Below are 25,600 nucleotides of genomic sequence, written 5' to 3'. Positions count from 1 at the left end.
ATGAGAGTTAAGCCAGTGTGGTCCGGTATTCTGGTCTTGTTTATGATGTTTTTCAGCACCCAGGCGATGGCAAGTGGTTGGGATACCTATAAAAGCCGCTTTCTTCAGTCAGACGGACGCATTATTGATACGGCAAATAATAATGTCAGTCACACGGAAGGCCAGGGTTACGGCATGTTGCTGGCGGTTGCTTATAACGATCGCGCGACCTTCGATAAACTCTGGAAGTGGACGCGCACGAACCTGCGCAATCCGCAAAACGATCTGTTCTACTGGCGCTACATTCCTGATGCACAGGATCCTGTCGCGGATAAAAATAACGCGTCCGATGGCGATGTGCTGATTGCATGGGCGTTGCAACGGGCAGCGCAAAAATGGAATGCAAGCGATTATCAGCAGGAATCGGACCGCATTCAGCGTGCGATAGTCAAACTCGATGTGACGAACTTCGGTGGCTACACCGTAATGATGCCGGGCGCGCAGGGATTCAATAAGAACAGCTATGTGGTTTTGAATCCCTCTTATTTCCTGTTTGTCGCCTGGCAGGAGTTCGGCCAGCGCAGCCATTTGCAGGTCTGGAACAAGCTGATTGACGGCGGGATGGCGCTGCTGGGTAAGATGCATTTTGGCAACAGCGATCTGCCGCTTGACTGGGTCGCGCTGAACGCCGACGGCTCCGTCGCGCCCGCGGTGGGTTATTCAAATCGCTTTAGTTACGATGCCATCCGCGTGCCGCTGAATATCTGGTGGTACGATCCGCAAAGCCTGGCGCTGGGGCCTTTCCAGCGACTCTGGCAGGGCTATGGTCGTATGAATACGCCGGCCTGGTTTGATGTGCTGGCCAATACGGCGGCGCCTTACCATCTGGAAGGCGGCTTGCTGGCGGTACGTGATTTGGTGCTCAACGAAACAGGCTACCTGAGTGACAAACTGTCTCCTGAGCAGAACTACTTTTCTGCCAGCCTGCAGTTACTGACCTGGATGGCTTATCAGGAAAAGCGTTGATCGTGGCCTGAACACAGACGGCAGCATTCCTTCACGGTTCCACATTGAGGGGATGCTGCTGAAGCAACTCTCTTTTTGTTACTTCCTCCTTTCTGAATCGTCTGCTTCCGCCCCCTTAAGCCACAAAATAACGCTGCAATAGGATATACTTGACGCGCTTTTCCAGACGGATATCTACGCTCTTAGCGAGCCGGGAGTAAAATTTTTGCGCGTAAGCCGATCACTGACGATAAAACAGATGGCAGCCGTTTCTCTGATTGCGACGGTCACCATCAGCATTTTTATCGTTATTCAACTGTTCCATTTTGTGCAGCAGCGCAGAATCGACTACGCCCAGCAAATGGAGAATATCGCGCATACCGTGCGTCAGCCGCTGTCTGAAGCCGTCCTGAAAGCCGATATTCCCCAGGCCGAACGCATTCTTCACTCTCTTAAGCCGGCAGGCATCTTATCGCGCGCGGATGTGGTGTTGCCCAATGCTTTTCAGGCGCTCCACGCGAATTTTGAAAACGAAAAGCCGATTCCCAGGCTGGTGGCCCGTCTGTTTGAGCTGCCGGTGCAAATCACGCTACCGCTCTATTCGGTGGAACATACTGGCTTACCTAAGCCGCTGGCCTATCTGGTGTTACAGGCCAATTCAACGCGTGTTTATCAGTTTATCCTGAGCACGCTCTCGACGATGATCATCACCTACCTACTGCTGGCGCTGATACTGTCGGTCTCGATCAGCTGGTGCATCAACCGGTTAGTGGTGCATCCACTGCGGCGAATTTCGCGTGAGATCCAGGAGTTGCCGCCCCAGTCAATCCTGACGCACAAACTCACCCTGCCTGCCGATCATCGCGACGATGAAATTGGTATGTTGATTCGCAGTTATAACCGCAATCAACACGTGCTGGAGTCCATCCACGATGAGATGAGCCGGTTAACGACGCACTTTGCCGTTACCGATCTGCCTAACCGGGCATTGTTTTTAGCACTGTTGGACCAGTTTATCTCTTCCCGGAGACAGCCTTTTAGTTTGATGGTCATTCGCATTGAAACGCTGCAGGAAGCCAATGGCGTATTAAGCGACGAGCAGCGCGATACGCTGATGTTGACGCTGGTCGAGAAAATTCGCAGCACCATTGATGACCACACTGTCTTAGCGCAGACCACAACCAGCGATTTCGTTCTGTTGATGAAATCGGCCAATAACCCGTTTCGCGCCCTGCGTCTGGCCCGTAACCTGATGATTCGCCTAAACCAGCCCGTCAATCTGCATCAATTGCAGCTACGGCCTAACGCCAGCATCGGCCTGGCATTAGGTGAAGAGGGCGAGTCGATGGGCGCCGGTGAGATGCTGGACAGAGCGACCTCGGCCATGATGTCAGCACGCCGTCAGGGCAAAAGTCAGATCCTGTTTTTTGATGCCGCGTTAACCGAGCGTGCGCAAAAACGCTTGACCCAGGAACATGATATTTTACAAGGCCTGCACGACGAACAGTTTGCCCTTTATCTGCAGCCTCAAATCGATATGCAGACCGGCAGGTTAGCCGGTGCGGAAGCGCTGTTACGCATGCGTCAGGCCGACGGCAGCTATGGCTTACCCGAAGAATTCATTGCCAGTGCTGAAGAGATCGGGGTGATTTCCGCCATTGGCCGTTGGGTCGTTGAGGAAGCCTGTCGCATTCTGGCGGGCTGGCAGCGTCACGGCGTAACGGTGCCGCTGAGTATCAATATTTCTGCCGTACAGTTACGCGATGCGAGCATCGTCAGCCATTTGCACGCTCTGCTTGAGCGGCATCGCATTGCGCCCGGTTCTCTGGTGCTGGAGATTACCGAAACCGCGCAGATTGGCGATGCCGAGCAGGCTATTTCTCTGCTGAGAATGTTGCAAAAAACCGGTGTTGCCGTCGCGCTTGATGACTTTGGGATGGGCTATTCCAACCTGAACTATCTGCACCAGTTTAAGTCATTGCCAGTCAATAAGCTTAAAATGGACCGCAGCTTCGTGGCCGCCTTACCTGAAGATGACACCATGGTGCGCATCGTTGCGGCCATTGCGGATATTATCGATCTGGATGTGATTGCTGAAGGAGTGGAAACCTGTGAGCAGCGTGACTGGCTGCTTGCGCGTGGCATCACGATTGGTCAGGGTTATCTCTACTCTGAAGCCCTGCCGCTGGCGCAGTTCAATGCGCAATGGGTTCCCTCACCTCAACCGGAGGATTAACCCTCTGATTCCTTGATTTTGCAAGAATTTTAGTTACAAAACCCCTTGCTGAAGCGTTTCAGTTCAGAATTACGCTTGTATCATTTCCCCTGACTTTGCAGCCCTGTATTAATCACGTAAACAGAGTGTTATTTTCTGTCCACTGTCTGGCCCGGCCTGCCTCGCCAGCCAGTCACAATAAAAAATCCGACAACATTACCCTATTCGTTAGTGGATACCTGTTTATGAAACTATTTAAAAGCCTTTATTTCCAGGTTCTGGTCGCCATTGCTATCGGCGTACTTATGGGCCATTTCTATCCAGATTTAGGTACCCAAATGAAGCCGTTAGGGGATGGCTTCGTTAAATTGATCAAAATGATCATCGCGCCTGTGATTTTCTGTACGGTGGTGACCGGTATCGCCGGGATGGAAAGCATGAAAGCCGTCGGCCGCACGGGTGCGGTTGCGCTGCTCTATTTTGAAATCGTCAGTACTATTGCGCTGATTATCGGTCTGATCGTGGTTAACGTTGTACAGCCTGGTGTGGGCATGAACGTTGATCCCGCGACGCTGGATGCGAAAGCTGTGGCTATTTATGCCCAGCAGGCCGAGCAGCAAGGCATCGTTGCCTTCCTACTGGATGTGATTCCGGGCAGCGTGATTGGTGCTTTTGCCAGCGGTAACATTTTGCAGGTCCTGTTATTTGCCGTCCTGTTCGGTTTTGCGCTGCATCGTCTGGGCAACACGGGCACGTTAATTTTCAACGTGATCGAAAGCTTCTCCAAAGTGATTTTTGGCATCATCAACATGATCATGCGCCTTGCGCCTATCGGGGCATTTGGTGCCATGGCCTTTACCATCGGTAAATATGGTGTAGGTTCACTGGTCCAGCTTGGACAGCTGATTATCTGCTTCTATATCACCTGTATTCTGTTTGTGGTGGTGGTGCTGGGACTCATCGCTCGCGTCTTCGGTGGCTTCAGCATCTTTAAATTCATTGCCTATATCAAAGAAGAGCTGCTGATTGTACTGGGCACCTCTTCATCGGAATCTGCACTGCCACGTATGCTGGATAAGATGGAACGGCTGGGTTGTAAGAAGTCCGTGGTGGGGTTGGTGATTCCAACAGGATATTCCTTTAACCTGGACGGAACCTCAATCTACCTGACGATGGCGGCTGTCTTTATCGCCCAGGCCACCAATGCCCACATGGATATCTTCCATCAAATTACGCTGCTGGTCGTGCTGCTGCTGTCTTCCAAGGGCGCAGCCGGGGTAACGGGCAGTGGGTTTATTGTGCTGGCGGCAACGCTTTCAGCAGTAGGACATTTACCGGTTGCTGGCCTGGCGCTGATTTTAGGTATTGACCGCTTTATGTCCGAAGCGCGTGCGCTGACCAATCTGGTCGGTAACGGCGTCGCCACGGTGGTGGTGGCAAAATGGGTTGATCAGCTGGATAAAAAACAGCTGGGTGACACGCTGGCGGGCAAAAATAAGGCAGAAAATCCCTCAGAATCTGCGATTTAACCTTTGAATGTGATTTAATCCCCTCAAATGCCCGCTGTCACTTGCCCTGACAGCGGGCATTTGGATAATAAACCCCACTTGTTTTTTTCAACGTTTTTCACTTCGTTGCGTGACATCCCGGTCTTCCTGTGGTCAAACCTGTTGTTAATGATCGGCAGCGCGAATCGGCCATGTCCGGTTTGCTTATAAACGCGGCTAAACGCGCCAGTGATAACGATTTTTGAATTGTTTGAGTAGGGGTTCACATGCAGGGCACCAGAATTCGGCTTTTGGTTGGTGGATTAGTACTGGCAGCGACCAGTTACGGTGCGCCGGCAGAAACGCTGCAACCTGATCCAGCCTGGCAACAGGGAAGACTGGACAACGGATTTAACTGGCAACTGTTGGCAACACCGCAACGGCCAAGCGATCGCATTGAGTTACGCATGGTGGTTAATACCGGTTCACTGGTGGAAAGCGCCCAGCAAACCGGTTTTAGCCACCTTTTGTCACGCCTGGCGCTGGTACACAATACCGCCCTGGATACGAATCAGCAGCGCGCATTATGGCAGCAGAGTATCGATCCACAGCGGCCTCTGCCGCCGGTTATTTCATCGTATGATTACACGCAATACAATTTAAGCCTGCCCAATAACCGCCCTGAGTTACTGAAAGAAGCCCTGAACTGGCTGGCGGCCACGGCGGGTGATATGGCGATTACCAATCAGGTTGTCGATACAGCCCTGTCCGCTTCCGATCCGGTAAGAACCTGGCCTGCGGATACTCAGGATGTCTGGTGGCGCTATCGGCTGAAAGGATCGGCGTTGCTAGCGCACGATCCGGCTGAGAAGCCGCGTGCCCCCGTTGACGTCGCGCAGCTGAAAAGTTTCTACCAGCAGTGGTATACACCAGATGCCATGACACTTTATGTCGTCGGCAATGTCGACAGCCGTAACCTTTCCGAACAAATCAACAAAGCGTTTTCACCGCTGGAAGGCAAGCGCAGCGCCCCTGCATCCATGCCCACCCTGTCTCCTTTACCGCACGATCCGGTTAATCTGGTTAGCGGCACGTTAGCGCAGGATCGCCTGTCCCTTGTCTGGGATACGCCGTGGCAGCCCATCCGGGACTCACAGAACTTGCAGCGTTACTGGCGTAGCGATCTGGCGCGCGAAGCGCTGTTCTGGCACGTGCAGCGCGCGATGAGCAATAAAAAAGTTCAGGGTGTGCAGGTGGGATTTGACTGTCGGGTGCTTTACCAGCGTGCGCAGTGTTCCATTAATATGGATACGCGCAATGACAGCCTGGAACAGAATATGAACCTGGTTGCCCGCGAGCTGGCTGCCGTGCGCGATAACGGTTTGCCACAGGAAGAGTTTGATGCCCTGATGGCCCAAAAACTTCTGGAGCTGAATAAGCTGTTCACAACCTACGCGCGCACAGATACTGACGTGCTGATTAGCCAGCGTTTACGATCGCAGCGCAATTCAGTGGTAGATATTGCCCCGGAGCAGTATCAAAAGCTGCGGCAGGATTTTCTCTCCGGCCTGACGCGCGATCAGCTCAATCAGGAGTTGCGGCAGCAACTTAGTCAGGAGTTAATGATGGTACTGATTCAACCGGAAGGTGAATCAGAAACCAACGTTAAGAGCCTTAAAACGGGCTGGGATAAGCTGATGACGTTGCCTGCGACAGCATCTGCACCAGCGGCAGGCGGGGACGTCAGCCAGCCGGACAGTAACGCTGCCGGTGATGCAGCGCCACCGACCTCCTGATCCATCAGGTTTTTGCCCTGAGCCATTCGGTCACTAACATTGGCCAACTGGCGAGGGGCAAATCCGCGACGCCACGGATGCCAAAACCGTGCCCGCCTTTCTGGTAAAAATGCACTTCGACGGGAACATTGTGTTCCCGTAATGCGCTGAAAAACACCATGCTGTTATTCACCGGGACGGCATCATCATCGGCGGCATGAATCAGCAAGGTCGGCGGCACCTGGTTGTGCACCCGGGTTTCGAGTGAATAGGCATCAATCGCTTTCTGGTCAGGCCATGCGCCTAATAAACGGGTGCGCGAGCCTTCATGGGCCAGGCCATCACGCATACTGATCACAGGATAAACCAGCACCATAGCGTCCGGACGAGGCGAAAAATTCTCTGCGTTGTCCTGAACGGGATAAATCTTCTCCGCAAACCGCGTGCCGAGACTTGCGGCAACGTGGCCGCCAGCCGAAAAACCCATCATAACAATGTATTTGCCGTTCAGCCCACGCTGCGCCCGCTCACGCAGGACGCGCACGGCTCGCTGCGCATCGGCGAGTGGAGCATCTGGTCCTTCATGATGTCCGTCATAGGGCAGGCGATAGGTCATGACGGCCAGGGTGTAACCCATAGAGGTGAAAAAGGTTGCCAGCGCGCTGCCTTCACGGTCAATCATGATGCGATGGTAGCCACCGCCGGGCGCGACCAGGAGCGTAATCCCGTTGGATTCCACAGGATGCCAGATAGCCATTTCCGGGCAGCGAACGCCGGTTGCCACGCGATCGTAGGGTTCGTACTCTTTTGCCGTATCGACGATTTGTGGCTGAGCGCGAGAATCGCTGGCACCGGGCGCATCACCATTAGGCCAGATATTAATGATTTCAGTATTCATAGCTGTGTCCTGATGCGAGAGATGTTGTCGTTGTTTTGTTCGCGGCCGTGAAAACAGCATCCTGCTGTCGCTGTTTAAAAGATGGCCTCTTTTGGCCTAATCGTCCAACTCAAAACCGCTCAAATGCCGAGATTCAGACTATGCCTGGCATGCTGAGCATGGTGCTAAGCCGATAATTTTAAAGGAATAAAAATAAATTAAGATTAGCCAGCATTAACGGACGAGGGCAGGATAAAGCAGGAAGGAAACGGGTTGGCTGACTTAAGTAAAATGAATGGGTTTTCCTTTTGCCCTGACGGAAACGGAGGACATATTTATCGTGTTTTTATTTAAAGAAAGTGATGTGTTGCTGCGCGGTTAACTGTTGTGCATGCGGGAAGTCTGGCACGGGCTGCGCCGCGCCAGAGCGCGATGGCGATGGCTATGGGCTTTCATCGATAATGAGCATATCCCGATCGTCAAACTTCCAGAATGATGCCCAGGCAATCTCCCAGTAATAGCCGTCGGGATCGCGGAAATAGCCGCTATAGCCACCCCAGTGAACGGTTTGCGGCGGTTTTACCTGGGTTCCACCCTGGCTTTGTACCAACTCCATGAGATCGTCGACCTCGTGTTTCGACTTAACATTAATGGCAAAAGTAATGCCGTTGAATCCGTCGTCGGCTAGCCTGGGTGGATGGGTTTCATTGATATCTTTTGCCAAATTATCGAGAGGAAAGAGTTCGAGTTTGGTGCCGGAATTATTGAAAAATACGATGGGCGGATTCTGCTCAGTCACCTGCGTTTTAAAACCGATGCCGTTATAAAAGGCCTGGAATTTTCCCTATCACGCTCGCCCAGGCAGACCAGATTGATGCGATTCATACTGACTCTGTTTACAGTCAGGCGTGGCCAGGATACTCGTCTCATCCTGGCCACGCGACACAGCAATTATGCAGGCATATCTTCATGCGGAATAATCGCCCCACGAAACTGAATAACCGTGCTGGCAGTGAGATGACCACGCCGGGCGGCTTCCTCGACCGAGGCGCCAACCAGACGCTTAGCCAGATAGCCCGCACTGAACGAATCGCCCGCCGCCGTGGTGTCAATGATCTTTTCTTTAGCCAGCATGATTGACGGAACCTCTCTGACAGGCTGGTCTTCCGCGGCAATCAGGCAAGATTCCGCACCGCGCTTGATGACGATCTCGCTAACGCCTGCCTGACGTGCCCGGGCAATGACGTCTTCGACAGGCTGCACGCCCCATAACAGATGCTCGTCATCCAGCGTCAGGAAGGCAATATCTGTGTTATCGAGCATCTTTTGATAGGCCTGGCGAGTACTGGCATTGTCTTTCCACAGGCGAGGCCGGTAATTATTATCGAAAATCACCTTGCCCCCGTTTTTGCGGCAGTTTGCCAGCAGCTGCATGAGCTTTGCACGGCTGGCGTCAGTCAGGATAGCAAGACTGATACCGCTGAGATAAAGGTAGTCGTAATGTTCCAGCTGCTGGCAAATGTCTTCTGCCAGAGGGCCATTAAGCCAGTAGCGTGCCGCCGCGTCATTGCGCCAGTACCAGAATGTGCGCTCGCCCTGGTCGTCTGTCTGGATCATGTACAGACCGGGCATTTTATCCTCAAGGCGTTGGATCAGGTCGGTATGCACGTTTTCCTGCTGCCAGCGGGCGATCATCTGTGCGCTAAAGGGATCGTTTCCCAGCGCCGTCACGTAATCCACCCGGATTTTGTGTTGATCGACCTGTCTGGCAAGGTAAACGGCCGTATTGAGCGTATCACCGCCAAAGCCGCGTTTAATGTTGTCGCCTTTTTCGGACAGTTCAATCATGCATTCACCGATAACGGCGATTTTTTTATGCGTCATGGTTTAAGGCCTGTAGTTTACATTTGCTTCAGTCTCGCGTTTGTTAGCGTCATCGTCAACTTTTTAAAACAGCGTTTTAATTTAATTTAGGGTGAGGTAAAGCGATAATTAACCCGATAAAGCGGCTTGTTTCGGCGATTGTCGCACTAAAAGAGGCGTAGACTCGTTGCTTCAACGTGGCCGGGTTTTCACTAAGTTGTCGAATGTTAAACGATAAACGCTGCCAGGCCGCCAGATGAAGGCGCTTACTATCAACCAGGAAAAGACCATGGTTATGGAGAATTTTAGTCAATGGCTACCTTCTTCAATTGACATCAACCCGCAGCAAAAAAAACGTCTCATCTGGCAACAGTGTCAACGCAGCTATACCTTTCAGCCCATCTATAAGGTTTCGGGGCAACTGCTGGCGATTGAACTGCTGACGGCCATCACACATCCGTCTGAACCAGAGAAGAAACTGTCTCCTGAAGCCTATTTTTCTGAGCTGGAAATAGCACAACGCCTTGATATTGTTCAGGAGCAGTTAGAATTACTCACCCAATGGGAATCGTTCTTTGGTCGCAATAACGTCATGGCATCAGTGAATATTGACGGCCCTTCGTTGTCGTTGATACAAAACCATGTACCGATTCGCAGTCTGATTACCCGTTTACCCTGGGTTCGCTTTGAGCTGACCGAGCACCACGTCCTGCCTCAGGAGGAGATGGTCGCGCAAATGCCTGAACTGGGGCCGTTGTGGCTGGATGATTTCGGTTCGGGCATGGCGAACTTCTCTGCACTGACCGAGCTTAAATACGACTACATTAAGCTGTCACGTGAACTTTTTATTCTCTTACGTGCGTCAGATGAAGGCCGGATACTTTTTCCCATGCTGTTGTCGCTGATAAATCGTTACTGCAACGGCGTGATTGTTGAAGGCGTTGAGACGCAACAGGAGTGGGATCAGGTTAAATCGTCCCCGGCGATGGCGGCTCAAGGGTATTTTTTTTCTCGTCCTGCTCCCTTTTCCGAACTGGAAAGCCTTCCTGTCCAGCTTGATTGATCCCTTCCCGCGCGCTCTCGACTATCTTTAACGGAGACCGTGAAAGAGCAGGGAGGAAGCCTAATGTCACGCGCCGGAAAAATTGTAAGCTGGATTGGCGGGATTGTTGTATTGCTGATCGTCGTTGTAGTGATAGTCATTGCAACATTCGACTGGAATCGCCTGAAACCCACTATTAATCAGAAAGTGTCTGCGGAACTTAACCGTCCCTTTGCCATTCGGGGGGATTTGGGCGTCGCATGGCAGCGTAACCCTGAAGAACCCGGATGGCGCGGCTGGTTACCCTGGCCTCATCTGCACGCCGAAGACATTATGTTGGGCAATCCCCCTGATATTCCTGACGTGACCATGATCCACCTGCAACGCGTGGACGCCACACTTGCCCCTCTGGCCCTACTGCACAAAGAAGTCTTTATCCCGTGGATAAAACTGCAGCAGCCTGATGCCCGCCTGATTCAGACCGCCGATAAGAAAAACAACTGGACCTTTACCCTCGCTGACAGCGACAGCAAAGATGATAATGCGCCACCTTCAGCCTGGTCATTTCGTCTCGATAATATTCTGTTCGATCAGGGCACCATTCTCTACCGCGATGCCGTTAACCAGGCCGATGTCACGCTGAAGGTTAACCCGCTCGGCAAGCCTGTGCCCTATTCACAAATCGCGGGCGGAGACGATAAACAACAAGGCGCGGGTGATTTTGTCTTTGGCTGGCAGGCAAGCGGCAGCTACCACAATGAAAAACTCACGGGTCAGGGCAAGATTGGCGGCATGTTATCCCTGCGTAGTCAGACCACAGCGTTCCCGATTCAGGCAGACGTCCGGAACGGTAGCACGCGCGTACAGCTGACCGGCGGCGTTCAGGATCCCCTGAATCTGGGCGGGCTGGACGTGCGTCTACGTTTTTCTGGCGATACGTTGGCAAACCTCTATGGTCTGACCGGCGTTCTGTTACCGGATACGCCGCCTTATGAAACCGATGGCCGCCTGATTGCCAAATTTACCGGCAAAGACGGCGCCGTTTTTCGTTACCAGGGATTTAATGGTCATATTGGCGACAGCGATATTCATGGCTCTCTGACCTACAGCCAGGGCAAGCCACGGCCAAAACTGGTCGGTGAACTCAGATCGGATCAGTTACGTATGGCGGATCTGGGCCCGTTGATCGGCGTTAACTCGGGCAAGGGCAGCGAGAAAACCGAACAGGCCAAGGCAAAACGCGGTGAAAAAACCGTACAGCCTGCGGATCGCGTTCTGCCTCACGACAGGTTCGACACCAAAAGCTGGGACGTTATGGATGCGGATGTGAAGTTTAGCGGCAAGCGCATCGAACACAGCAGTTCACTACCGTTGAGCGATCTTTATACCCATTTGCAGCTCGATAACGGAAACCTGCTGCTTGATCCACTCCGTTTCGGTATGGCGGGCGGTAATCTGAACAGCACCATCCGCCTGGAAGGGAATCGCTCACCGATGCGGGGCCGGGCCGATATTCATGCCCGTAAACTTCGCCTGCGCCAGCTGTTCCCCGACGTACAGGCAATGCAAAACAGCCTTGGGCAGCTGAACGGCGATGCCAGCCTGACCGGCACCGGCAACTCCGTTGCTGACCTGCTGGCAACCAGCAACGGTCAGTTGAAACTGCTGATGAACGACGGACTGATCAGCCGCAACCTGATGGAAATTGCCGGACTCAACGTCGGCAACTATCTGGTCGGTAAGCTGTTTGGTGATGATGAAGTTCGTATTAACTGTGCGGCCACCGATCTTAAACTGCAAAACGGTCTGGCCACGCCAAACCTGTTCGTGTTCGATACGGAAAATGCCGTCATTAACGTGTCAGGCAACGCGAACTTTGCCAACGAGCGGCTGGATCTTTCAGTCAATCCAGAAAGTAAAGGCATCCGAATCGTGACCCTGCGCTCGCCCTTGTATGTTCGGGGCACCTTCAAGCATCCGGACGCTGGCGTGAAAACCGGTCCCTTACTGGCACGCGGGGCGGCGGCGGTGGCATTAGGTGCTGTGGTCGGGCCTGCGGCAGCGCTGTTGGCGCTGATTTCACCCAGTGATACTGACGAGAATCAGTGCAGCCGGGTCCTGCAGCAAATGAAGAAGAAGTGATCAGTTGCGATAGAGCACTTTGATAATGTGATAACCAAAAGCGGTTTTCACCGGCCCGAAAGGTTGTAGCAACGGGCAGGTGAATACCGCTTTATCAAAAGCCGCGACCATTTTTCCCCGACGAAACTCGCCTAAATCTCCCCCGTTCCGACCAGAAGGGCACACAGAATGCTTGCGGGCAAGCTGCTGGAAGTTTTCGCCTTTTTGCAGTTTTTCCAGCAGGGCGATAGCCTGCGCCTCGTGTTTCACCAGAATATGTAAAGCTGCGGCAGTTTTCGCCATGATAATGTCTCTGTTGTGTATAATCGTCCCCCATTATAAACCTGTCTTTTCAAATCGCAGATGCGTTTACCGCACCTGTTCACTGAGCCTGTACATGCCGGCTTGCGGTTTGAAATCGGTATCTTATTTCAACAGAGCGATGTCCCGATGCGTTTAAACTCCAGCCAACAAAGAGCCGTCGAATTTGTTACCGGTCCCTGTCTGGTGCTGGCAGGCGCTGGCTCGGGAAAAACCCGCGTAATCACCAACAAAATCGCGCATCTGATTCGTGAGTGTGGCTATCAGGCCCGCCATATCGCCGCCGTGACCTTCACCAATAAAGCCTCACGCGAAATGAAAGAGCGCGTGGCGCAAACGCTGGGGCGCAAAGAGGCGCGCGGCCTGATGATCTCCACGTTTCACACGCTGGGTCTGGAAATCATCAAGCGCGAATATGTGGCGCTGGGCATGAAGTCCAACTTTTCCCTGTTCGACGATCAGGATCAGTTGGCGTTACTCAAAGACCTCACCAGCGAGTGGCTGGAAGAGGACAAGACGTTACTGCAGCAGCTCATTTCTACCATTTCGAACTGGAAAAACGATCTGGTCGATCCGCCGCAGGCGGCCGCGCTGGCCCGCTCGGAGCGGGATAACGTGTTTGCCCATTGCTATGCCCTGTATGACCGGCATCTCAAATCCTGTAACGTGCTGGATTTTGACGACCTCATTCTGTTGCCTACGCTTCTGCTACAGCGTAATCAGGACGTCCGCGAGCGCTGGCAACAACGTATTCGCTACCTGCTGGTGGATGAATATCAGGACACAAACACCAGTCAGTACGAACTGGTGAAGCTGTTGGTCGGCACCCGTGCGCGTTTTACCGTGGTAGGAGATGACGATCAGTCGATTTACTCCTGGCGCGGTGCCCGGCCACAAAATCTGGTCCTGCTTAATGAGGATTTTCCGGCGCTGGAGGTGGTCAAGCTTGAGCAAAACTACCGCTCTTCACAGCGTATTCTCAAAGCCGCGAATATTTTGATCGCCAATAATCCCCATGTGTTTGAGAAGCGTCTTTTTTCTGAACTGGGTCTGGGCAGTGAACTCAAGGTGCTGAGTGCCAATAGCGAAGAACATGAGGCCGAACGGGTAACGGGCGAACTCATTGCCCATCACTTTATCAATAAAACGCAGTATAAAGATTACGCGATACTGTACCGCGGTAATCATCAGTCCCGCGTGTTCGAAAAATTCTTGATGCAGAACCGCATTCCCTATCGCATTTCAGGCGGGACCTCGTTTTTCTCTCGTCCTGAGATCAAAGACCTGCTGGCTTATCTGCGGGTGCTGACCAATCCCGATGATGACAGCGCTTTCTTGCGTATTGTGAATACGCCACGGCGCGAGATTGGTCCGGCAACGCTGCAAAAACTCGGTGAGTGGGCCAATATCCGCAATAAAAGCCTGTTTAACGCCAGCTTTGATGTGGGCCTTGGGCAAACGCTGACGGGGCGCGGCCTTGAACATCTGCAGCGCTTCACCCACTGGCTCAACGACATTATCCAGCTCAGTGAGCGTGAACCGGTTAATGCCGTGCGCGATCTGATTCGCGGCATCGATTACGAAAGCTGGCTGTTTGAGACATCGGGCAGCCCCAAAGCCGCTGAAATGCGGATGAAAAACGTCAATACGCTGTTTCAGTGGATGACGGAAATGCTGGAGGGTAGCGATCTGGATGAGCCGATGACGCTGGCGCAGGTTGTCACCCGCTTTACGCTGCGCGACATGATGGAGCGCGGTGAGAGCGACGAAGAGCTTGATCAGGTACAGCTGATGACGCTTCATGCCTCAAAAGGGCTGGAGTTCCCCTACGTGTTTCTGGTCGGCATGGAAGAAGGGCTGTTGCCGCATCAGAGCAGTATCGATGAGAACAACATCGAGGAAGAGCGCCGTCTGGCCTACGTTGGCATTACCCGCGCGCAGAAAGAGCTGACGTTTACCTTGTGTCGGGAGCGCCGTCAGTATGGTGAGCTCATCCGCCCTGAACCCAGCCGCTTTCTGCTGGAGCTGCCGCAGGACGACGTAGTGTGGGAAACCGAGCGCAAAGTGGTCAGTGCAGAAGAGCGCATGAAAACCGGCCAGAGTCGGGTGGCCGGATTACGTGCAATGCTGGAAAAGGCGAAAAAGAGCTAATCCGTCGCAGACGGGATCAGGAAAGCGTTAACGACCAGTGAACATAGGACTGATAGTGGCTTTCCTGTTCGAGCAGCTCGGCCCGCAGAGGATGTGCTTCCAGCCAGCCCGCCGGTAACGTAACGTGCAGTGCTTCATCATCCGCCTGCATACGAACGGCGGGTAACGTGTCATCACGACGCCGAGTCGAGAAGATAATGGACAGCCGTAGCAGACGGCACAAACGCTCGGCCAGCCTCGGCGGCAGGGCGTTTTGTTGCGTGAGTAGCGCAAGGTCGATGCTGCCACTTTGATTTTGCAGTAAACAGGCCAGCAATTTTTTCTGCGCTGGGGTGAAACCCGGAAGATCAAGGTGGCGGACCAGATAGGCCGCGTGCTGCGGTGCCTGACGGAAATCGACGCTCAGCCCGATTTCATGAATCGCACAGGCGCTTAGCAGAAGCTCCCGACAGCGCTGATCCAGTTTCCAGTGAACACTGACCTGGCGAAAAAAACTTTCCGCTAGCTGCCGGACTCTGTCTGCCTGGCAGACATCAATATTGAACCGGCGCTGCACATTTTGCAGCGTGCGGCTGCGAATATCGCGATCGACAGGCAGGTGCAGCATTCCGTACACCAGCCCTTCGCGCAGCGCGCCGCCGGCCAGCGTCATGCTGTCAATATTGAGTTCCTGAAAGATGGCGATAAGAATGGACAAACCGCTTGGAAACACTAACGCCCGCTCCAGCGTCAGGCCTTCGATTTCAAGCTCTTCAAGTTTGCCGCACTGAATGGCCCGCTGTTTTAACTGCTGTAGCTTACTCAGGGTGATGCGCTCATCCATGCCTTGGGCGACCATGATTTCCTGCAGGGCCTGAACGGTTCCGGACGCACCAACGCACACCTGCCAGCTCTGTTTGCGCAGTTCTCCGGCAACAGGTTTCAGCATCGCTTTGGCAGCCTCTTCAGCCTGGTCAAAATTCTCTTTAGCCAGGTGGCGATCGCCAAAGAATCGCTCCAGCCAGGTGACACAGCCCATCTGCAGGCTAAACAACACGTTGGCATGGGAGCCATCGCCGGTGGCTAACTCTGTGCTGCCACCGCCGATATCCACGACCAGGCGTTGATCGGAACCCCCGGTAGTATGTGCTACGCCTTGATAAATCAGACGCGCTTCTTCTTCGCCGCTAATCACATTGATGGTGCAACCCAGAATCTGTTGCGCCTTATCAAGAAACGCCTGCGCATTAGCGGCAATGCGTAACGTGGCGGTTGCCACTACCCGAATTTGATCGGGAGGAATATCCTGAAGCTGTTCAGAGAAAAGCCGCAGACATTGCCAGCCCCGGGCCATGGCTTCGGCGGACAGGCAATTGGATTTATCCAGGCCTGCTGCCAGGCGCACCTTGCGCTTGATTTTGGCGATGGTCTGGATACTTCCTGACACTTCGCTGACGACCAGCATATGAAAGCTGTTAGAGCCTAAATCAATTGCAGCATAGAGAGTCGATGCGCTTAGCATGGTCAACTTAACCCGAACGTTTACGGTTGCTATGACGGGGTGCACCGCGACGGCCGGTATTGTTGCCTCCGCGACGCTGACCGTTGCCTGAGCGATTGCGCGTCAGACGTTTCGGTGGCGGTAATTCAGTTAACAGCGCGTCGCTGTTGTATTTACTCACCGGAATGCTGTGACCAATGTACTCTTCAATACCGGGCAGGTTTAATGCGTACTCTTCACAGGCCAGGCTGATGGAGTGACCGCTTGCGCCTGCACGTCCCGTACGGCCAATGCGGTGAACATAGTCTTCGCGATCGTCCGGCAGGTCATAGTTAAATACGTGCGTCACCGCAGGAATATGCAGGCCACGAGCCGCAACGTCGGTCGCGACCAGAATATCAATATCGCCTTTGGTAAAGTCATCCAGGATACGTAAACGCTTCTTCTGTGCCACGTCACCCGTCAGCAGGCCGACCCGGTGACCGTCTGCAGCCAGATGGCCCCAAATGTCTTCACAGCGATGCTTGGTATTCGCAAAAATGATTGCTCGGTCAGGCCACTCTTCTTCTACCAGCGTCTGTAACAGGCGCATTTTCTCTTCATTCGAAGGGTAGAAAAGCTCTTCTTTAATGCGATGACCGGTTTTTTGCTCAGGTTCAACTTCAACGTATTCGGCGCTGTTCATGTGCTCGAATGCCAGCTCACGCACGCGGTAAGAGAGCGTGGCGGAGAACAGCATGCTCAGGCGTTGCGTGGCCGCAGGCATGCGACGGAACAACCAGCGGATATCTTTTATAAAGCCGAGATCGAACATGCGATCGGCTTCGTCCAGTACCATGACCTGAATGGCACCGAGATTGACGTGATTCTGCTTGGCGTAATCGATTAAACGGCCGGTGGTACCCACCAGAATGTCGACACCGTTTTCCAGTACTTTTAACTGTTTGTCGTAGCCATCGCCACCGTAAGCCAGACCTAATTTAAGGCCGGTTGATGCCGCCAGTGGTTCAGCATCGGCGTGAATTTGCACCGCAAGTTCACGGGTTGGGGCCAGAATTAAAGCGCGAGGTTGGTTAACCTGGCGGCCCTCTGGAGCAGGGTGAGAGAGAAGATGATGAAACGTTGACGTTAAAAACGCCATCGTTTTGCCGGTACCGGTTTGCGCCTGACCTGCGACATCACGCCCTGAAAGCGTAAACGGCAGTGCTAACGCCTGGATAGGCGTGCAGTTATGAAACCCTTTTTTATCAAGGGCTTCCACCACCAGAGGGTGCAGGGCGAAGTCGGAAAACTTCTGTTCAGTTAAGTGTGTTTTGCTCATAGTGTGGTAGAATATCAGCTTACTATCGCTTTACGAAAGCGTATCCGATGAAATAAAGTCAACCAACATTGGTTTATATTACGCCAATTCGCCAGGCACAATCTTGTGGAGTAAAACATGAGCAGCGATAAAATCGTTCATCTGACCGATGACAGTTTCGACACCGACGTGCTAAAAGCCGACGGCGTTATACTGGTAGATTTCTGGGCTGAATGGTGTGGTCCTTGTAAAATGATCGCGCCAATCCTTGATGAAGTTGCAGAAGAGTATGATGGCAAACTGACCATCGCTAAGCTGAATATTGACGATAACCCAGGCACTGCGCCTAAATACGGCATTCGCGGCATCCCGACGCTGCTGCTGTTCAAAAACGGTGAAGTCGCTGCGACAAAAGTGGGCGCATTGTCCAAAGGTCAGTTAAAAGAGTTCCTGAACGCCAACCTGGCGTAATCGGGCCGGGCGTCCGGCAGTGGTTAAATTTTTGCCTGCTGCTGGACGTTCGCTTTTAAGCGTGCTAACTTATTTTCACTGCACTATGAACATACCTTGTAGTTAGCATTCAAAGTTTTCTCTTGTTAGACCCTGTCATACTGTACCTACCAGCGGTTTAGCAATCTAACGACTAGCTCTACTCTGACTAAGTCGACCGTCTCCTCGCTCCCAGTCATTATTCAAGACGATGATCGTTGAGAAGAGTTGAAAAAGTCATTAACAGAACAGGCATGGACTAACTGCCATACCATTCACGACAAACATTTCGAGTATTACCCCGAGTTTAAGAACCCATCAATATGAATCTTACCGAATTAAAGAATACGCCGGTTTCTGAGCTGATTACCCTCGGCGAGAATATGGGGCTGGAAAATCAGGCTCGTATGCGCAAGCAGGACATTATTTTCTCAATCCTGAAGCAGCACGCGAAAAGCGGCGAGGACATCTTCGGTGATGGTGTGCTGGAGATATTGCAGGATGGATTTGGATTCCTCCGCTCTGGAGACAGCTCCTACCTCGCCGGTCCTGATGACATCTACGTTTCTCCCAGCCAAATTCGCCGCTTTAACCTCCGCACTGGTGACACCATCGCCGGCAAAATCCGTCCACCAAAAGAAGGTGAGCGCTACTTTGCCCTGCTGAAAGTTAACGAAGTTAACTACGACAAACCAGAAAACTCGCGTAACAAGATTCTGTTCGAAAACCTCACGCCGCTGCACGCTAACAGCCGTCTGCGTATGGAGCGGGGTAATGGCTCAACTGAAGACTTAACCGCTCGCGTACTGGACCTGGCGTCACCGATTGGTCGTGGTCAGCGTGGTCTGATTGTGGCACCGCCGAAAGCCGGTAAAACGATGCTGCTGCAGAATATCGCGCAGAGCATTGCTTACAACCATCCAGACTGTGTGCTGATGGTGCTGCTAATCGATGAGCGTCCGGAAGAAGTGACAGAGATGCAACGCCTGGTAAAAGGTGAAGTGATCGCGTCTACCTTCGATGAACCGGCTTCGCGTCACGTTCAGGTGGCCGAGATGGTGATCGAAAAGGCCAAGCGCCTGGTCGAGCACAAAAAAGACGTCATCATTTTACTCGACTCCATCACGCGTCTGGCCCGTGCCTACAACACCGTCGTTCCGGCTTCCGGTAAAGTACTGACCGGTGGTGTGGACGCCAACGCCCTGCATCGTCCTAAGCGTTTCTTCGGTGCGGCACGTAATGTGGAAGAGGGCGGTAGCCTGACCATCATTGCGACGGCACTGGTGGATACCGGTTCGAAGATGGATGAAGTGATTTACGAAGAGTTTAAAGGCACCGGTAACATGGAGCTGCATCTCTCACGTAAGATCGCCGAAAAACGTGTCTTCCCGGCGATTGACTACAACCGTTCAGGTACCCGTAAAGAAGAGCTGTTAACCTCTCAGGAAGAGCTGCAGAAAATGTGGATCCTGCGTAAGATTATCCATCCAATGGGTGAAATCGACGCGATGGAATTCCTGATTAACAAGTTGGCCATGACCAAAACCAACGACGAATTCTTCGATATGATGAAGCGTTCTTGATCCTGTAGAGCGTCATCTGAGCAAGATGGCGTTTTTTTACTTTAAAAGATCATAAAATAGCCCTGACGCCACGTTCTGACGTGGCGTTTTTTATTTTCGGGCTATAGGATTGAGTGCTGGCAGACGTAATAATAATGACGGTGGCAGTGGTGGACGATTAACCGTTCGTGCACCTCTTCATGCCGAATTCGGAATCTGGAACGGTAACAGGCGTGATTTTTAGCGTATGGTGAGTTCCAGGATGATAGCTGAGAGCGTTTAACGTGAATTTACTCACTATGAGTACTGAGCTTGGTTTAGTTTTTATCTTTTCCCTTGTGTTTCTTTTCCTTGCTCGTAAAGCAGCTAAAAAGGTTGGTCTGGTAGACTCACCTAACTCGCGTAAACGCCATCATGGCGATATCCCACTGGTTGGCGGTATTTCTGTTTTTGCTGGCATTGCTTTCACCTTTGCCATCACTAACTATTATTTGCCCCATGCCACGTTGTACCTGGCCTGCTCAGCAATTTTAGTCATCGTCGGGGCGTTGGATGATCGGTTCGATATCAGCGTCAAAATCCGTGCCGTGATACAGGCTGCGGTGGCTATAGTGATGATGGCTGGCGCGAAACTCTATCTGTTGAGCCTGGGATTCATTATTGGTCCGGTTGAGTTAATTGTGGGGCCCTTTGGTTATGTGTTAACGCTCTTTGCCGTCTGGGCGGCAATCAATGCTTTCAATATGGTTGATGGTATTGATGGGTTACTGGGAGGGCTCTCTTCAGTGACCTTTGGCGCAATGGGCCTTATTCTCTCACTGGATGGTCAATACAGCCTGGCGATGTGGTGCTTTGCAATGATTGCCGCCATCCTCCCTTATATCATTCTCAATCTGGGTTTACTGGGTCGCCGCTATAAAGTTTTTATGGGCGATGCAGGCAGCACGATGATTGGCTTCACCATTATCTGGATTTTGCTGGAAACGACCCAGGGGCTGAGTCATCCCATTTCGCCAGTGACCGCATTATGGCTGATAGCCATCCCGTTGATGGATATGGTCGCCATTATGTACCGCCGTCTGCGCAAGGGGATGAGTCCCTTTTCTGCCGATCGCCAGCATATTCATCATTTATTAATGCGTGCCGGGTTTAGCTCGCGTCAGGCTTTCGTACTGATAACTGTCGCTGCTGCCTTACTTGCAGGCGTGGGTGTGTTGGGTGAGTACCTCGCGTTTGTTCCTGAGTGGGTCATGCTAGTCCTTTTTCTGCTAGCGTTTATGGCCTACGGCTATTGCCTGAAACACTCCTGGCGTATAGCGAGACGCATACGGCGCTTTAAGCGTCGGATGAATACTCCTGGTGATATTGATAAAGAAAAGTTTGATTAGACTTAACAAAGGATAACGCTCTGATGCGCGCTAACGTTGTGGAGAACGAACTGGATATTCGCGGCCTGGGCTGCAGCCTATGGCGTGGAAAGCGCTGGATAGTCGGCTGTGCAATCGTGTTTGCATTGGTAGCCTGGATAGCAACGCTGCTGATGAAACAGGTGTGGAGCACGACCGCGATAACAGGGCGGCCTACGGTGAATATGCTGGGATCCTACTATTCCCAGCAACAGTTCCTGAACAATCTGGATATGCGCAATAACGCTTTAACGTTAAATACGGCGTCACCTACCGTGATGGACGAGGTGTATCAGGAGTTCCTGATACACCTCTCATCCTGGGATACCCGCCGGGAGTTTTGGCAGCAAACCGATTATTATAAAACGCGAAAAAGCGGCAATGCCCACAATGATGCTGCCTTGTTGGACGATATGATTGATAACATTCAGTTTACGCCAGCGGATAGCGCACGAAATATTTTCGACAGCGTCAAACTCAAGGCAGAAACTGCTGCGGATGCGAACAATTTGCTGCGCCAGTATATTGCCTATGCCAGTGAACGCGCTGCACGCCATCTCAATGCAGAGTTAACGGGGGCGTGGCAGGCACGGACCAGCCAGCTTAAGGCGCAGGTCAAACGTCAGGAAGACGTAGCGAATGCGGTATTCCTGCGACGGCAACATCGGCTGGAACAGGCGCTGAAAATTGCCAGCCAGCAGGGCATTAATGAAAAGCAGACGCGTGAGGTGAGCGAAAACCTGGCTGACAGCGATCTGTTTCTAATGGGCCAGCCTTTATTGCAGGGGCAGTTAGAAACCCTGAGAGCAACCGGGCCGAGCTTTGATATCAGCTACGACCAAAATAAAGCGATGCTGACCACACTGGATGCAGGCCCGACGCTTAACAGCAAATTCCAGACCTACCGTTATTTGCGTACGCCGGAAGAGCCGGTTTCACGCGACAGTCCCCGCCGGGCATTTATGATGGTGATGTGGGGCGCGGTAGGTGCGCTGGTTGGTGCGGGCGTGGCGCTAGCGCGTCGTCAGCGTCCGATGTCAGATACACAAGATTGAGAGAAACAGTGTGAAAGTTCTGACAGTTTTTGGCACCCGACCTGAAGCCATTAAGATGGCACCACTCGTGCAGGCACTGGCACAGGACCCTGCTTTTGAATCACGGCTGTGCGTCACTGCGCAACACCGTGAAATGCTTGATCAGGTGCTGAGCTTGTTTCAGCTGCAACCTGACTACGATCTCAACGTTATGCGACCCGAACAGGGATTAACGGAGATAACCTGCCGTATTTTACAAGGCATGCATACCGTACTGCTCGATTTCAAACCCGATATTGTACTGGTCCACGGGGATACGACGACCACGCTGGCGGCCAGCCTGGCGGCTTTCTATCAGCAAATCCCCGTCGGGCATGTCGAAGCAGGTTTACGCACGGGCGATCTGGCTTCGCCGTGGCCGGAAGAGGGGAATCGTAAGCTGACGGGACATCTTGCCCGTTTACACTTTACGCCCACACTGCGTTCCCGACAGAACCTGCTGGATGAAAACCTCGCCGACGACAGTATTGTTGTCACCGGTAATACGGTAATTGATGCCTTGCTATGGGTGCGAGATCGGGTGCTGGACGATAATGAGATAAACGCGCAGCTGGCTTCACGCTATCCCTTTCTTGATGACAGTAAAAAGCTGGTACTGGTGACGGGTCATCGTCGTGAAAGCTTCGGCGAAGGTTTTGAGCGCATCTGTAGCGCTCTGGCCCAGATTGCGCGCCAGCATCCTCATGCGCAAATCGTTTATCCGGTCCATCTCAATCCTAACGTACATGAACCCGTTAACCGCATTCTGCGCGGCATTGATAACATTGTGTTGATTGATCCTCAGGAGTATCTGCCGTTTGTCTGGTTGATGAACCGGGCGTGGCTGATTCTCACCGATTCTGGCGGTATTCAGGAAGAAGCGCCTTCACTGGGTAAACCGGTTTTGGTGATGCGTGAAACCACCGAGCGTCCAGAGGCCGTCGAAGCCGGAACGGTGAAGCTGGTTGGTACGGACACGGCAAGAATTGTTAATGAGGTCAGTACATTACTTAACGATGATGAGGCCTGGCAGACCATGAGCCGTGCCCATAACCCTTATGGGGATGGCGAAGCCTGCGGGCGAATATTGCAAGCCTTAAAAGATAACAGAGCCAACTTATGAGTTTTGAAACCATTTCCGTTATTGGACTGGGTTACATTGGGCTGCCAACCGCAGCCGTTTTTGCCTCAAAGGGAAAGAAAGTGGTGGGCGTCGATATCAATGCCCACGCAGTTGACACCATCAATCGTGGTGCCATTCATATTGTCGAACCCGATTTGGATCGGGTGGTTCAGGCTGCGGTCGAGCGTGGAGATTTACGTGCTACGACGCAACCCGAAGCCGCTGATGCTTTTTTGATCGCCGTGCCCACGCCCTTTATGGCGGAGCGCCAACCGGACTTACGCTTTGTGCGTGCGGCTGCGCTGTCGATTGCGCCGGTACTGAAAAAAGGCGATCTGGTGATTCTGGAATCGACTTCTCCGGTTGGCAGTACAGAGCAGATGGCCGACTGGCTGGCCGCGGCGCGACCTGATTTGCGTTTCCCACAGCACGACGGGGATCCTGACGTCTTTGTCGCCTACTGTCCCGAACGCGTTTTACCCGGTCAGATCATGACTGAGCTGATCAGCAACGATCGCGTGATTGGCGGCATGACGCCAGCCTGTTCTGCCCGTGCGAGTGATTTGTATCGTATTTTTTTACAGGGCGAGTGCGTCGAGACAAATGCACGCACCGCTGAAATGTGCAAGCTGACAGAAAACAGCTTCCGCGACGTAAACATCGCCTTTGCCAATGAGCTTTCACTAATTTGTGCTGCGCAGCAGATTAATGTCTGGGAGCTTATTGCACTGGCGAATCGTCATCCGCGCGTCAATATCCTGCAGCCTGGGCCAGGCGTCGGCGGGCACTGCATTGCGGTCGATCCCTGGTTTATCGTGGCGCAGAATCCGGACTTAGCACGCCTGATTCGTACCGCTCGCGAAGTAAATGATGCCAAGCCGCACTGGGTGCTGGACCAGGTAAAAAAAGCGCTGGCAGACTGCCTGATGCAGACCGGAAAACGTGCCAGCGATCTGACCATTGCCTGCTTTGGCCTGGCGTTTAAACCGAACATTGATGACCTGCGTGAAAGCCCAGCCATGGAAGTGGCGCACCTGATTGCCGACTGGCATCAGGGCCGCACGTGGGTAACCGAACCGCATATTCAGCAGATTCCCGACATCCTGGCGACACAGGCCACCCTGGTTTCAACCGAGCAGGCGCTGCAGGAGGCGGATATTTTGGTGATGCTGGTCGATCACCATGCATTCCGCCGTGTTGATGCTGCGCACATTACTCAGCAATGGGTTGTTGATACGAAAGGTGTCTGGCGATGAAAAATTTTTTGATTACGGGTGGTGCCGGGTTTATCGGCTCGGCGCTCGTGCGATTCCTGATAAACGAAACAGAACATAACGTGGTTGTTGTTGATAAGTTGAGCTATGCGGGTAATCTCTCATCGCTCGCCTGCGTTACAGAGAATCCTCGTTTTAAATTTGAACGGGTCGATATATGCGATCGCGCGGCGCTCGACAGCGTTTTTAGTCAGCATCAACCGGACTGCGTTATGCATCTGGCGGCAGAAACCCATGTTGATCGCTCAATTGATGGGCCAATAGCGTTCATAGAAACAAATATAGTTGGAACGTATCAGTTACTGGAAGCGGCCCGTCATTACTGGAATGCCTTGACGGGTGACAGGAAAAAAAACTTCCTGTTCCACCATATCTCAACGGATGAGGTTTTTGGCGATCTAGATGATACTTCGGCATTTTTTACTGAGGATACGCCCTACGCCCCCAGCAGTCCTTACTCAGCAACGAAGGCAAGCAGCGATCATTTGGTACGAGCCTGGTTACGCACTTATGGATTGCCCGTCATTGTGACCAACTGTTCAAATAATTATGGTCCTTATCATTTTCCAGAAAAGCTGATCCCGCTGACAATTATCAATGCGCTTGCAAGAAAATCCTTACCTGTTTATGGAAATGGGCAACAGGTGCGCGACTGGTTATACGTTGAGGATCATGCTCGCGCGCTTTATACGGTGGTCACGCGTGGTAAAACTGGGGAAACCTATAATATTGGCGGTCACAATGAGCGTCAAAATATTGAAGTGGTTGAAACCATTTGTTGTCTGTTAGAAGAACTTGCACCAGAACGTAAACTAACAGGTCTGCATAACTACAAAGATTTGATTAGCTATGTCACCGATCGTCCCGGCCACGATCAGCGCTACGCGATTGATGCCCGTAAAATTGAACGCGAACTAGGCTGGACGCCGCTGGAAACGTTTGAAAGCGGGATGCGTAAAACCGTCAGTTGGTTTCTGGATAACGCCACGTGGTGGCAAGCTATCCTCAATGATCGCTATGACGGTGAACGTCTTGGTCTGAAAAAATAGTCAACAAA

General features: G+C 52.5%; 20 protein-coding genes. 14 read left to right on the top strand and 6 right to left on the bottom strand.

The genetic code is table 11. The annotated features are described in order from the left end of the window. From AAIE03_RS17480 to AAIE03_RS17465, 4 genes are all read left to right on the top strand, one after another. The gene (locus AAIE03_RS17480) at window positions 1-1,005 is read left to right on the top strand and encodes a family 8 glycosyl hydrolase (protein WP_014607007.1); all 1,005 of its coding nucleotides are present in this window, start codon (window positions 1-3) and stop codon (window positions 1,003-1,005) included. Window positions 1,006-1,210: 205 nt separating this feature from the next. Beyond that, window positions 1,211-3,220 carry a biofilm formation regulator HmsP gene (hmsP, locus tag AAIE03_RS17475; RefSeq protein ID WP_498563101.1) on the top strand — a complete coding sequence of 670 codons (2,010 nt, stop codon included), beginning with the start codon at window positions 1,211-1,213 and terminating at the stop codon, window positions 3,218-3,220. Between the two features lie 218 nt (window positions 3,221-3,438). After that, entirely contained in the window at window positions 3,439-4,728 is a 1,290-nt protein-coding gene (locus AAIE03_RS17470) for a dicarboxylate/amino acid:cation symporter (protein ID WP_170934936.1), read from the top strand. A gap of 245 nt (window positions 4,729-4,973) precedes the next feature. Beyond that, the gene (locus tag AAIE03_RS17465) at window positions 4,974-6,482 is read left to right on the top strand and encodes a M16 family metallopeptidase (protein WP_013024042.1); all 1,509 of its coding nucleotides are present in this window, start codon (window positions 4,974-4,976) and stop codon (window positions 6,480-6,482) included. A gap of 4 nt (window positions 6,483-6,486) precedes the next feature. Here AAIE03_RS17465 and AAIE03_RS17460 read toward each other — a convergent pair whose 3' ends face one another. The 3 genes from AAIE03_RS17460 to kdgK all read right to left on the bottom strand — a co-directional run bounded on the left by AAIE03_RS17460 (window position 6,487) and on the right by kdgK (window position 9,222). Next, entirely contained in the window at window positions 6,487-7,359 is an 873-nt protein-coding gene (locus AAIE03_RS17460; protein ID WP_014607005.1) for an alpha/beta hydrolase, read from the bottom strand. 421 nt (window positions 7,360-7,780) lie between these two features. Next, window positions 7,781-8,137, bottom strand: coding sequence for a VOC family protein (locus AAIE03_RS17455; RefSeq protein WP_242640132.1), 357 nt, complete (start codon window positions 8,135-8,137; stop codon window positions 7,781-7,783). Window positions 8,138-8,289: 152 nt separating this feature from the next. Next, on the bottom strand, window positions 8,290-9,222 hold the full coding sequence (gene kdgK / locus AAIE03_RS17450) for a 2-dehydro-3-deoxygluconokinase (protein WP_194761865.1): 933 nt from the start codon (window positions 9,220-9,222) through the stop codon (window positions 8,290-8,292). A gap of 268 nt (window positions 9,223-9,490) precedes the next feature. Between kdgK and pdeH the strand changes: the two genes are divergently transcribed. Both pdeH and AAIE03_RS17440 read left to right on the top strand, forming a co-directional pair. Then, a complete protein-coding gene (gene pdeH / locus AAIE03_RS17445) occupies window positions 9,491-10,264 on the top strand; it encodes a cyclic-guanylate-specific phosphodiesterase (RefSeq protein WP_024472018.1) in 774 nt (257 codons plus the stop codon). Window positions 10,265-10,327: 63 nt separating this feature from the next. Further along, window positions 10,328-12,385 carry an AsmA family protein gene (locus AAIE03_RS17440; protein WP_014594998.1) on the top strand — a complete coding sequence of 686 codons (2,058 nt, stop codon included), beginning with the start codon at window positions 10,328-10,330 and terminating at the stop codon, window positions 12,383-12,385. On the opposite strand, the gene ppiC is transcribed toward AAIE03_RS17440, so the two are convergent. Further along, a complete protein-coding gene (gene ppiC, locus AAIE03_RS17435; RefSeq protein ID WP_013024048.1) occupies window positions 12,386-12,667 on the bottom strand; it encodes a peptidylprolyl isomerase PpiC in 282 nt (93 codons plus the stop codon). 147 nt (window positions 12,668-12,814) lie between these two features. Here ppiC and rep point away from each other — a divergent pair, with 147 nt between their 5' ends. After that, on the top strand, window positions 12,815-14,836 hold the full coding sequence (rep, locus tag AAIE03_RS17430; protein WP_029569329.1) for a DNA helicase Rep: 2,022 nt from the start codon (window positions 12,815-12,817) through the stop codon (window positions 14,834-14,836). Window positions 14,837-14,852: 16 nt separating this feature from the next. Here rep and gppA read toward each other — a convergent pair whose 3' ends face one another. Together gppA and rhlB are read right to left on the bottom strand one after the other, a co-directional pair. Next, window positions 14,853-16,337 carry a guanosine-5'-triphosphate,3'-diphosphate diphosphatase gene (gene gppA / locus AAIE03_RS17425; protein WP_014594999.1) on the bottom strand — a complete coding sequence of 495 codons (1,485 nt, stop codon included), beginning with the start codon at window positions 16,335-16,337 and terminating at the stop codon, window positions 14,853-14,855. Between the two features lie 7 nt (window positions 16,338-16,344). Further along, window positions 16,345-17,637, bottom strand: coding sequence for an ATP-dependent RNA helicase RhlB (rhlB, locus tag AAIE03_RS17420; protein WP_013024051.1), 1,293 nt, complete (start codon window positions 17,635-17,637; stop codon window positions 16,345-16,347). A gap of 117 nt (window positions 17,638-17,754) precedes the next feature. On the opposite strand from rhlB, the gene trxA reads away from it, so the two are divergent. From trxA to rfbB, 7 genes are all read left to right on the top strand, one after another. Beyond that, window positions 17,755-18,087 (top strand): thioredoxin TrxA, encoded by a 333-nt coding sequence (gene trxA / locus AAIE03_RS17415; protein WP_006121430.1) that lies wholly within the window; start codon window positions 17,755-17,757, stop codon window positions 18,085-18,087. Window positions 18,088-18,428: 341 nt separating this feature from the next. Then, window positions 18,429-19,688: a transcription termination factor Rho gene (gene rho, locus AAIE03_RS17410; RefSeq protein ID WP_006121431.1), complete on the top strand. Its 1,260-nt coding sequence runs from the start codon at window positions 18,429-18,431 to the stop codon at window positions 19,686-19,688. 278 nt (window positions 19,689-19,966) lie between these two features. Beyond that, window positions 19,967-21,055, top strand: a complete 1,089-nt coding sequence (gene wecA, locus AAIE03_RS17405; protein WP_014595000.1) for a UDP-N-acetylglucosamine--undecaprenyl-phosphate N-acetylglucosaminephosphotransferase — start codon at window positions 19,967-19,969, stop codon at window positions 21,053-21,055. Between the two features lie 23 nt (window positions 21,056-21,078). Continuing rightward, a complete protein-coding gene (wzzE, locus tag AAIE03_RS17400; RefSeq protein ID WP_498563100.1) occupies window positions 21,079-22,128 on the top strand; it encodes an ECA polysaccharide chain length modulation protein in 1,050 nt (349 codons plus the stop codon). Window positions 22,129-22,138: 10 nt separating this feature from the next. After that, window positions 22,139-23,269 (top strand): non-hydrolyzing UDP-N-acetylglucosamine 2-epimerase, encoded by a 1,131-nt coding sequence (gene wecB / locus AAIE03_RS17395; RefSeq protein ID WP_013024054.1) that lies wholly within the window; start codon window positions 22,139-22,141, stop codon window positions 23,267-23,269. Further along, window positions 23,266-24,525: a UDP-N-acetyl-D-mannosamine dehydrogenase gene (gene wecC, locus AAIE03_RS17390; protein ID WP_013024055.1), complete on the top strand. Its 1,260-nt coding sequence runs from the start codon at window positions 23,266-23,268 to the stop codon at window positions 24,523-24,525. Before wecB ends, wecC begins: the two co-directional genes overlap by 4 nt. Beyond that, the gene (rfbB, locus tag AAIE03_RS17385) at window positions 24,522-25,592 is read left to right on the top strand and encodes a dTDP-glucose 4,6-dehydratase (RefSeq protein WP_105082627.1); all 1,071 of its coding nucleotides are present in this window, start codon (window positions 24,522-24,524) and stop codon (window positions 25,590-25,592) included. The genes wecC and rfbB overlap by 4 nt, the downstream gene beginning before the upstream one ends. The last annotated feature ends 8 nt before the right edge of the window (window positions 25,593-25,600 follow it).

Source organism: Pantoea sp. Ae19-2 (genome assembly GCF_059801205.1).
This window is presented reverse-complemented; position numbering and strand designations above follow the sequence as displayed.